This window comes from Pseudomonas sp. SP16.1 (genome assembly GCF_052682975.1).
In genome coordinates this window covers 2,468,290-2,477,987 of the sequence record NZ_JBQYFZ010000001.1, presented here as the reverse complement: position 1 = coordinate 2,477,987, position 9,698 = coordinate 2,468,290, and the positions used below count along the sequence as shown (strand labels likewise).

Below are 9,698 nucleotides of genomic sequence, written 5' to 3'. Positions count from 1 at the left end.
AGGTGTGTAAGACATGGGTATGCATCCCGTACAGGTGATCGCGGTGACCGGCGGCAAGGGTGGCGTCGGCAAGACCAATGTGTCGGTGAATCTATCGATGGCCCTGGCCGACCTCGGTCGCCGGGTGATGCTGATGGACGCCGACCTCGGTCTGGCCAACGTCGACGTCCTGCTGGGGCTCGCGCCCAAGCGCACCCTGGCCGACGTGATCGCCGGCGAATGCGATCTGCGCGACGTGCTGCTGCAGGGGCCGGGCGGGATCCGCATCGTGCCGGCGGCCTCCGGCACGCAGAGCATGGTCAACCTCTCGCCGATGCAGCATGCCGGGCTGATCCAGGCGTTCAGCGAGATCGGCGAGAACCTCGACGTGCTGGTGATCGACACCGCCGCCGGCATCGGCGATGCGGTGGTGAGTTTCGTGCGCGCCGCCCAGGAGATCCTCGTGGTGGTATGCGACGAGCCCACTTCGATCACCGACGCCTACGCGCTGATCAAGCTGCTCAATCGCGATCACGGCATCAGCCGCTTCCGCGTCCTGGCCAACATGGCACATAGCCCCCAGGAAGGGCGCAACCTCTTTGCTAAGCTGACCAAGGTCACCGATCGTTTCCTCGATGTCGCCCTGCAGTATGTCGGCGCCGTGCCCTACGACGAGTGCGTGCGCAAGGCCGTGCAGAAGCAGCGCGCCGTCTACGAAGCCTTCCCGCGATCCAAGTGCGCTCTGGCGTTCAAGGCGATAGCCCAAAAGGTCGATAGCTGGCCGCTGCCGGCCAACCCCCGCGGCCATCTGGAGTTTTTCGTCGAGCGTCTGGTGCAGCAACCGACGGCAGACAGCGCCGTATGACAGCAGCTTCTGGACTTCGTATGTACAACAAGGCGCAGGCACGGGACTCCCAGCACCAGTTGATCGAGCGCTATGCGCCGCTGGTCAAGCGTATCGCCTATCACCTGCTGGCCCGTCTGCCGGCCAGCGTGCAGGTCGACGACCTGATCCAGGCGGGCATGATCGGCCTGCTCGAGGCCTCGCGTAAGTACGACGCCGGCAAGGGTGCCAGCTTCGAGACCTTTGCCGGCATCCGCATCCGTGGCGCCATGCTCGACGAGGTGCGCAAGGGCGACTGGGCGCCGCGTTCGGTGCACCGCAACAGCCGCATGGTCAGCGACGCGATCCGCGCGGTGGAGGCCAGAACCGGACGCGACGCTAAAGATCAGGAGGTTGCGGCCGAACTCCAATTGAGTCTCGAGGATTACTACGGCATCCTTGGCGACACTTTGGGCAGCCGCCTGTTCAGTTTCGACGACCTGATGCAGGACGGCGAGCACGGCGCTCTGCACGAAGACGCCGGGCATTCCCCGCCCGAACCATCGCGGGACCTCGAAGACGAACGTTTCCAGAAGGCACTGGCAGAGGCCATCGCCGGCCTGCCGGAGCGCGAACGTCTGGTGCTGGCGCTGTATTACGATGAAGAGCTGAATTTGAAGGAGATCGGTGAAGTGCTGGGGGTCAGCGAGTCGCGCGTCAGTCAGTTGCACAGCCAGTGCGCAGCGCGTCTGCGCGCGCGCCTGGGTGAGTGGCGCGCCAGCTGAAGCCTGGCTGCTCGGCCGGTTTCACGATTAAAGGACGTCATTGCGAGCGCAATGCGTTTGGGACTGTACGGAGGTCGACTTGGACAAGAACATGAAAATCCTCATCGTTGACGATTTCTCGACGATGCGACGGATCATCAAGAACCTCTTGCGGGACTTGGGTTTCACCAACACCGCCGAGGCCGACGACGGCACTTCGGCCTTGCCGATGCTGCAGAGCGGCAGCTTCGACTTCCTGGTGACCGACTGGAACATGCCCGGCATGACCGGCATCGACCTGCTGCGCGCGGTGCGCGCCGACGAACGGCTCAAGCACCTGCCGGTGCTGATGGTTACCGCTGAAGCCAAGCGTGACCAGATCATCGAGGCTGCCCAGGCCGGGGTGAACGGCTATGTGGTCAAGCCCTTCACTGCCCAGGTGCTGAAGGAAAAGATCGAGAAGATCTTCGAGCGGGTAAACGGCTGATGTCAGCCGCGAGGGTGCTATGGAACACGATGACTCCACGCTGGGTGACCTCGAGTCGACCCTGAAAACCAATGCCCGCGAGTTGGTCGACAGCCTGGAAAAAGGCGACTTCGGCGCCGCGGTGCAACTGATCAACGAACTGAACAAGGTCCGCGACCACGGCCTGTATCACGAAGTCGGCAAGCTCACCCGTGAGCTGCACAACGCCATCGTCAATTTCCAGATCGATCCGCGCATGCCGCACGCCCAGGAGCTGTCGCAGATCGCCGATGCCACCGAGCGTCTCAACTACGTCGTGACCATGACCGAACGGGCGGCCAACCGCATCATGGACCTGGTCGAGCAGAGCGCGCCGCTGGTCAACGATCTCGGCGACGAGGCGCAGAGCCTGAGCGCCGAATGGGGCCGCTTCATGCGTCGTGAGATGGGCGCCGACGGTTTCCGCGAGCTGGCCAAGCGCATCGAGCTCTTTCTCGCCCGCAGCGAGCGCGACAGCGGCAAGCTGTCCGGGCACCTCAACGACATCCTGCTGGCGCAGGACTATCAGGACCTGACCGGCCAGGTGATCAAGCGCGTCACTCAACTGGTCACCGAGGTGGAAAGCAACCTGCTCAAGCTGGTGCTGATGGCCAGTCAGGTCGACCGCTTCGCCGGCATTCAGCACGACCACGACGCGCTGCGCGCCGAACAGGAAACGCTAAAAGAGCCATCTCGGGGTGAAGGTCCGCAGATTCATGCCGATAAGCGTGATGACGTCGCCTCCAGTCAGGACGATGTCGACGACCTGCTGTCCAGTCTTGGATTCTAAGGAGTTCCCCCCCTATGAGCTTCGGCGCCGATGAAGAAATCCTCCAGGACTTCCTGGTAGAGGCCGGCGAGATTCTCGAACAGCTGTCCGAGCAGTTGGTGGAGCTGGAAAGCCGCCCTGACGACATGAACCTGCTCAACGCCATCTTTCGCGGCTTCCACACCGTCAAGGGCGGGGCGGGCTTCCTCCAGCTCAACGAACTGGTGGAATGCTGCCATATCGCCGAGAACGTCTTCGACATCCTGCGCAAGGGTGAGCGGCGCGTCGATGCCGAGCTGATGGACGTGGTGCTCGAAGCCCTGGATGCGGTCAACGGCATGTTCGGCCAGGTGCGCGAACGCAGCGAGCCGACGCCGGCCTCGCCGGAGCTGCTGGCGGCGCTGGCGCGTCTGGCCGAACCGGCCGGCGCCGAGCCCGCTGCCGTGGCGCCGGCTGCCGCGGCGGAGCCGGAACCTGTCGCGGCCTGCGGCGATATCACCGACAGTGAGTTCGAACAGCTGCTCGATGCCCTCGGCGAGGCACCGGCCGACGACGGCGTGCCGAGCAGCGAGGAGATCACCGACGACGAATTCGAGGCACTGCTCGATCAGTTGCATGGCAAGGGGCAGTTCTCCGCGCCGACCGAGAGCCCGTCCGGCGCCGCCGCGCCCGCGCCGACGAGCGACGAGATCACCGACGACGAATTCGAGGCGCTGCTCGATCAGCTGCATGGCAAGGGCCAGTTCTCCACCGTGGCCGAGGCCTCGGCGCCGGTCGCGGCGGCGCCTGCGGCAAGCGTGACGCCGGCCAGCGACGAGATCACCGACGACGAGTTCGAATCCCTGCTCGACCAGTTGCACGGCAAGGGCAAGTTCGCCCCGCCCGTCGAGGCCGCGGCCGCCCCGGTTGCCCCGGCCAAGCCGGCTACGGCGTCTGCGAAGCCGGCCGCGAAGGCCGAAGCCGCTGCGCCCAAGTCTCCTGCCGCGCCTGCCGCCGCAGCGGACAAGGCGCCGGCGGCCAGCGAGGCGGAAACCACCGTGCGGGTCGATACCGCGCGCCTGGACGAGATCATGAACATGGTCGGCGAACTGGTGCTGGTGCGTAACCGCCTGGTGCGCCTGGGCCTCAACAGCGGCGACGAGGCCATGTCCAAGGCGGTGTCCAACCTCGACGTGGTCACCGCCGACCTGCAGACCGCGGTGATGAAGACCCGCATGCAGCCGATCAAGAAGGTCTTCGGCCGCTTCCCGCGCCTGGTCCGTGACTTGGCGCGCAGCCTGAAGAAGGAAATCAGCCTGGAGCTGGTGGGCGAGGAGACTGATCTCGACAAGAACCTGGTCGAAGCCCTGGCCGACCCGCTGGTGCACCTGGTGCGCAACGCCGTCGACCACGGTGTCGAATCGCCGGAGGAGCGCGAGGCCGCCGGCAAGCCGCGTACCGGTCGGGTGGTGCTGTCCGCCGAGCAGGAGGGCGACCATATCCTGCTGATGATCAGCGACGACGGCAAAGGCATGGACGCCAATGTCCTGCGCGCCAAGGCCGTGGAGAAGGGCCTGCTGGACAAGGATGCGGCCGAGCGCCTGACCGAGCTGGAGTGCTACAACCTGATCTTCGCCCCGGGCTTCTCGACCAAGACCGAGATTTCCGACGTCTCCGGCCGCGGGGTCGGCATGGACGTGGTCAAGACCAAGATTGCCCAGCTCAACGGCACGGTCAACGTGTTCTCGCAGAAGGGCCAGGGTTCGCGGATCGTCATCAAGGTGCCGCTGACCCTGGCGATCATGCCGACTCTGATGGTGATGCTGGAAAACCAGGCCTTCGCCTTCCCGCTGGTCAACGTCAACGAGATCTTCCACCTCGACCTGTCGCGCACCAACGTGGTCGACGGCCAGGAAGTGGTGATCGTCCGCGACAAGGCGCTGCCGCTGTTCTACCTCAAGCGCTGGCTGGTGCCGCAGGCGTTTCACGAGGGGCAGCGCGAGGGCCATGTGGTGATTCTCACCGTCGGCAGCCAGCGCATCGGCTTCGTCGTCGACCAGCTGGTCGGCCAGGAGGAGGTGGTGATCAAGCCGCTGGGCAAGATGCTCCAGGGCACGCCGGGCATGTCCGGGGCCACGATCACCGGCGATGGGCGCATCGCCCTGATTCTCGACGTGCCGAGCATGCTCAAGCGCTACGCTCGGCGTTTCTGATGGGTGCGGCGCGGGCCTTGTCCGCGCCGGTTGGCATGAAGTCGCGTAGCGACGACCTCCTCGTAGCCTTCTCCCCCTAGGGAAAAGGTGGCGCTCAGCGCCGGATGAGGGCGGCGGATAGGCCGCGAAGGCTTTCATGAATCGGGGTGCCGTCGCGGCATACCCGTTAGGAGTGTGTATGGCGGTCAAGGTTTTGGTGGTGGACGACTCCGGCTTCTTTCGCCGGCGCGTTTCGGAAATTCTGTCGGCCGACCCCAATATCCAGGTGGTGGGCACGGCCACCAATGGCCGCGAGGCCATCGATCAGGCGCTGGCGCTCAAGCCGGACGTGATCACCATGGACTACGAGATGCCGATGATGGACGGCATCACCGCAGTGCGGAACATCATGCAGCGCTGCCCGACGCCGGTGCTGATGTTCTCCTCGCTGACTCACGAGGGGGCCCGCGTGACCCTGGACGCCCTGGACGCCGGGGCGGTGGATTTCCTGCCGAAGAATTTCGAGGACATCTCGCGCAACCCGGAGAAGGTCAAGCAGCTGCTGTGCGAGAAGGTGCACAGCATCGCCCGCAGCAACCGCCGTTTCAGCTCGGCCGCAGTGGCTCCGGCGCCGACTGCGGCCGGTCCGGCAGCGGCGCCGACTAGTCGCGCGGCGCTCGCGCCCGCGCGTGCGGCGGCACCGGCGGCCACGCCTCGCTGCGCACCGGCCGCATCCAGCGCCGCGCCCAAGCGCAAGTCCTACAGGCTGGTGGCCATCGGCACCTCCACCGGCGGCCCGGTGGCCCTGCAGCGCGTGCTGACCCAGCTGCCGGCCGGTTTTCCGGCGCCCATCGTGCTGGTTCAGCACATGCCGGCGGCCTTCACCAAGGCCTTCGCCGAACGCCTGGACAAGCTCTGCCGCATCCAGGTCAAGGAAGCCGAGGACGGCGACCTGCTGCGTCCCGGCCTGGCGCTGCTGGCCCCCGGCGGCAAGCAGATGATGGTCGACGCCCGCGGCGCGGTGAAGATCCTGCCCGGCGACGAGCGCCTGAACTACAAGCCCTGCGTCGACATCACCTTCGGTTCGGCGGCCAAGTCCTACGGCGACAAGGTGCTGGCGGTGGTGCTCACCGGCATGGGCGCCGACGGCCGCGAAGGCGCGCGCCTGCTCAAGCAGGGCGGCAGCCAGGTATGGGCGCAGGACGAGGCGAGCTGCGTGATCTACGGCATGCCCATGGCCGTGGTGAAAGCCAACCTGGCCGACGCGGTCTACGGCCTCGACGAGATCGGCCGGCACCTGACCGAGGCCTGTCTGTGATGAGTCGCAACCCGAGCGCATCTGCATGGATGTTCTGAGCCTGATCGGCGTCATCCTGGCGTTCGTCGCCATTCTCGGCGGCAACTACCTCGAGGGCGGTCACGCCGGTGCGTTGCTCAACGGCCCGGCGGCGCTGATCGTGATCGGCGGCACTCTCGGCGCGGCGTTCCTGCAGGCGCCGGTCAGCGTGTTCAAGCGTGCCATGGGTATCCTTGGCTGGATATTCTTCCCGCCGCGCATCGACCTGATCGGCGGCATCAACCGCGTGGTCGGCTGGAGCATGGTGGCGCGCAAGGAGGGCCTGCTCGGTCTCGAGGCGGTGGCCGAGGCCGAGCCCGACCCCTATGCGCGCAAGGGCCTGCAACTGCTGGTCGACGGTGCGGAGCCGGAATCCATCCGCAGCATCCTCGAGGTCGATCTGTTCACCCAGGAAGCGCGCGACATCCAGGCCGCCAAGGTGTTCGAGAGCATGGGCGGCTATGCGCCGACCATCGGCATCATCGGCGCGGTGATGGGCCTGATCCACGTGATGGGCAACCTGGCCGACCCGAGCCTGCTCGGCAGCGGCATCGCCGTGGCGTTCGTCGCCACCATCTATGGCGTCGGTTTCGCCAACCTGCTGCTGTTGCCGGCCGGCAACAAGCTCAAGGCCATCGCCCTGCGTCAATCGCGTTACCGCGAGATGCTGCTGGAAGGCATCCTGTCCATTGCCGAGGGCGAGAACCCGCGCTCCATCGAGCTGAAGCTGCAAGGCTTCATGGACTGATGGAGGAATGCCATGGCGCGCCGGCGCAATCATGACGAGCACGAGAATCACGAGCGTTGGCTGGTGTCCTACGCGGACTTCATCACCCTGCTGTTCGCCTTCTTCGTGGTGATGTACTCGATCTCCTCGCTCAACGAGGGCAAGTACAAGATTCTCTCCGAGACCCTGACCGGCGTGTTCAACCAGCCGGATCGCTCGATCAAGCCGATCCCGGTGGGCGAGGAGCGGCCACGCACCGGCGAGCCCGAGCGCGCCTCGCTGGACGAGGCCAACAGCGAGACCCCCGACGACTCCCTGCAGGACATCGCCGCCAGCGTGCGCCAGGCCTTCGGCGAGCTGATCCGCAGCGAGCAGCTGAACGTGCGCGGCAACGAGATGTGGATCGAGATCGAGCTGAGCTCCAGCCTGCTGTTTCCCAGCGGTGATGCGCTGCCGAACAACATGGCGTTCGGCATCATCGAGAAGGTCGCCAAGATTCTGGCGCCTTACCAGAATCCGGTGAAGGTGGAAGGCTTCACCGACAACCTGCCGATCCAGACCAGCCGCTTTCCGACCAACTGGGAGTTGTCCTCGGCGCGGGCGGCGAGCATCGTGCGAATGCTGGCCATGGACGGGGTCGATCCGACGCGTCTGGCGGCCGTGGGTTACGGCGAGTTCCAGCCGGTAGCGGACAACGCCACTGCCGAGGGGCGGGCGCGCAATCGTCGGGTGGTGCTGGTGATATCGCGCAACCTCGACACCCGGCGCAGCGGCGGCAGCACCGCCGAGCGGCAGCAGTCCGGAGCTGGCACGCAACCTGCACCGGCGCCTGCAGCAGGGGCTCCGCAATCGTGAGCCGTCAAATCCCAGTCGTCCGTTCGTCGCGGGCGACAGCCATTCTCGGCCTGAGCGCTCTACGCCGGGAGGATGAGAGAAGATGAAAGTCTGGGCAGTAGCCAATCAGAAAGGGGGTGTCGGCAAGACTACCACCTCCATCGCCTTGGCCGGCCTGCTGGCCGACGCCGGCAAGCGGGTGGTCGTGGTCGACCTCGACCCCCATGGTTCGATGACCAGCTATTTCGGTCATGATCCCGATGCGCTGGAGCACAGCTGCTTCGACCTGTTCCTGCATCAGGGTGGTGTGCCGCAGGGGCTGCCCAGGCAGCTGTTGCACGAAACCAGCCACGAGCGCATTTCTTTGCTGCCGTCGAGCACCGCGCTGGCCACCCTCGAGCGCCAGTCGCCGGGGCAGAGTGGCCTGGGTCTGGTGGTCGCCAAGAGCCTGGCGCAGCTATGGGAGGACTTCGACCACGCCATCATCGACAGCCCGCCGCTGCTCGGTGTGCTGATGGTCAACGCCCTGGCCGCCAGCCAGCAGCTGGTGATTCCGGTGCAGACCGAGTTTCTCGCGGTCAAGGGCCTTGAGCGGATGATCAGTACCCTGGCGATGATCAATCGTTCGCGCAAGCAGGCGCTGCCCTACACCATAGTGCCGACGCTGTTCGACCGCCGCACCCAGGCCTCGATGAGCACCCTGCGGCTGCTGCGCAACACCTACCCGGAGCAGCTGTGGCCGGCCTATATTCCGGTCGACACGCGCCTGCGCGACGCCAGCCGGGCTGGGCGGACGCCGTCGCAGTTCGATGCCGGTAGTCGCGGGGTGATCGCCTACCGCGCCCTGCTCAAGCATCTGCTGAGTCATCAGCCGGCGGCGCAGGTGGCCTGAAGTGCTCGTCTATGTTGAACTGGCGCACTCAAGTCGGCCCCCGCTGCGGCCGATAGGCTGTACAGGCTTCCACCACAGGTTTCACTCATGAGTCGTACCCTCGCCACCGGCACGCGTTCCCAGTTGGCCCTGCAGACCTACCTTGACGGCCTGTTGCAGGAGGCCGCGGCCGAGCTGGAAATGTCCGTCAGCCTCGAGGAGTTCGAAAGCGCGGTGCTCGAGGAACAGGTGCGCGATGCGCGTCAGGCGGCGCCTGCTGTCGCCGCCCCAGCGCCTGTCGTCGCCCCGCTCGCACCGGTGGCCCTGGTGGTGGCGCCGGTCGTGGAGGTGCAGGCACCGCCGCCGGTCGCCGCGCCGTTGCAGGCGCCGCAGGCACAACCGCCGGCGCCATCGTCCGATGGTCGGCCAGCCTGGGCCGAGGAACCCTTCGAATGCCTGCTGTTCGACGTTGCCGGGCTGACCCTGGCCGTGCCGCTGATCTGCCTGGGCTCGATCTACCCGCTGCAGGGCCAGGAGCTGACCCCGCTGTTCGGTCAGCCGGACTGGTTCCTCGGCATCCTGCCCAGCCAGGCCGGCAACCTCAAGGTGCTGGACACCGCGCGCTGGGTCATGCCCGACCGCTATCGCGACGATTTCCGCGAGGGCCTGCAGTACGTGATCTCGGTACAGGGCTACGAGTGGGGGCTGGCGGTGCATCAGGTCAGCCGTTCGATCCGCCTGGAGCCGAGCGAGGTGAAATGGCGCAGTCAGCGTAGCCAGCGGCCCTGGCTGGCCGGTACGGTGATCGAACACATGTGTGCGCTGCTCGACGTGACCGCGCTCGCCGAGCTGATCGCCAGCGGCGCTGCCAAGCGCCTTGCCGCCGCCAAGAGCCGCTGAGCGCCGCCGGCATATGGCG

10 protein-coding genes are annotated in these 9,698 nt (G+C 66.2%); all 10 read left to right on the top strand.

Features of this window, described 5'->3' with window-relative positions; genetic code table 11:
- The first annotated feature begins 13 nt into the window (after window positions 1–13).
- The gene (gene fleN / locus ACUTAF_RS12010) at window positions 14–844 is read left to right on the top strand and encodes a flagellar synthesis regulator FleN (RefSeq protein ID WP_445580172.1); all 831 of its coding nucleotides are present in this window, start codon (window positions 14–16) and stop codon (window positions 842–844) included.
- On the top strand, window positions 841–1,587 hold the full coding sequence (gene fliA / locus ACUTAF_RS12005) for an RNA polymerase sigma factor FliA (RefSeq protein WP_445580171.1): 747 nt from the start codon (window positions 841–843) through the stop codon (window positions 1,585–1,587). Before fleN ends, fliA begins: the two co-directional genes overlap by 4 nt.
- A gap of 91 nt (window positions 1,588–1,678) precedes the next feature.
- Entirely contained in the window at window positions 1,679–2,053 is a 375-nt protein-coding gene (locus ACUTAF_RS12000) for a chemotaxis response regulator CheY (protein ID WP_169968482.1), read from the top strand.
- A 19-nt stretch (window positions 2,054–2,072) separates the two neighbouring features.
- Complete coding sequence (locus tag ACUTAF_RS11995) at window positions 2,073–2,861, top strand: protein phosphatase CheZ (protein WP_445580170.1); 789 nt, start codon at window positions 2,073–2,075, stop codon at window positions 2,859–2,861.
- Window positions 2,862–2,875: 14 nt separating this feature from the next.
- Window positions 2,876–5,032 carry a chemotaxis protein CheA gene (locus ACUTAF_RS11990; protein ID WP_445580169.1) on the top strand — a complete coding sequence of 719 codons (2,157 nt, stop codon included), beginning with the start codon at window positions 2,876–2,878 and terminating at the stop codon, window positions 5,030–5,032.
- A 178-nt stretch (window positions 5,033–5,210) separates the two neighbouring features.
- Window positions 5,211–6,329, top strand: coding sequence for a protein-glutamate methylesterase/protein-glutamine glutaminase (locus tag ACUTAF_RS11985; RefSeq protein WP_445580168.1), 1,119 nt, complete (start codon window positions 5,211–5,213; stop codon window positions 6,327–6,329).
- A gap of 25 nt (window positions 6,330–6,354) precedes the next feature.
- On the top strand, window positions 6,355–7,095 hold the full coding sequence (locus ACUTAF_RS11980; protein ID WP_445580167.1) for a flagellar motor protein: 741 nt from the start codon (window positions 6,355–6,357) through the stop codon (window positions 7,093–7,095).
- A 12-nt stretch (window positions 7,096–7,107) separates the two neighbouring features.
- Window positions 7,108–7,929 carry a flagellar motor protein MotD gene (gene motD, locus ACUTAF_RS11975; protein WP_445580166.1) on the top strand — a complete coding sequence of 274 codons (822 nt, stop codon included), beginning with the start codon at window positions 7,108–7,110 and terminating at the stop codon, window positions 7,927–7,929.
- A gap of 82 nt (window positions 7,930–8,011) precedes the next feature.
- On the top strand, window positions 8,012–8,800 hold the full coding sequence (locus ACUTAF_RS11970; protein WP_445580165.1) for a ParA family protein: 789 nt from the start codon (window positions 8,012–8,014) through the stop codon (window positions 8,798–8,800).
- A gap of 87 nt (window positions 8,801–8,887) precedes the next feature.
- Entirely contained in the window at window positions 8,888–9,679 is a 792-nt protein-coding gene (locus tag ACUTAF_RS11965; RefSeq protein WP_445580164.1) for a CheW domain-containing protein, read from the top strand.
- The last annotated feature ends 19 nt before the right edge of the window (window positions 9,680–9,698 follow it).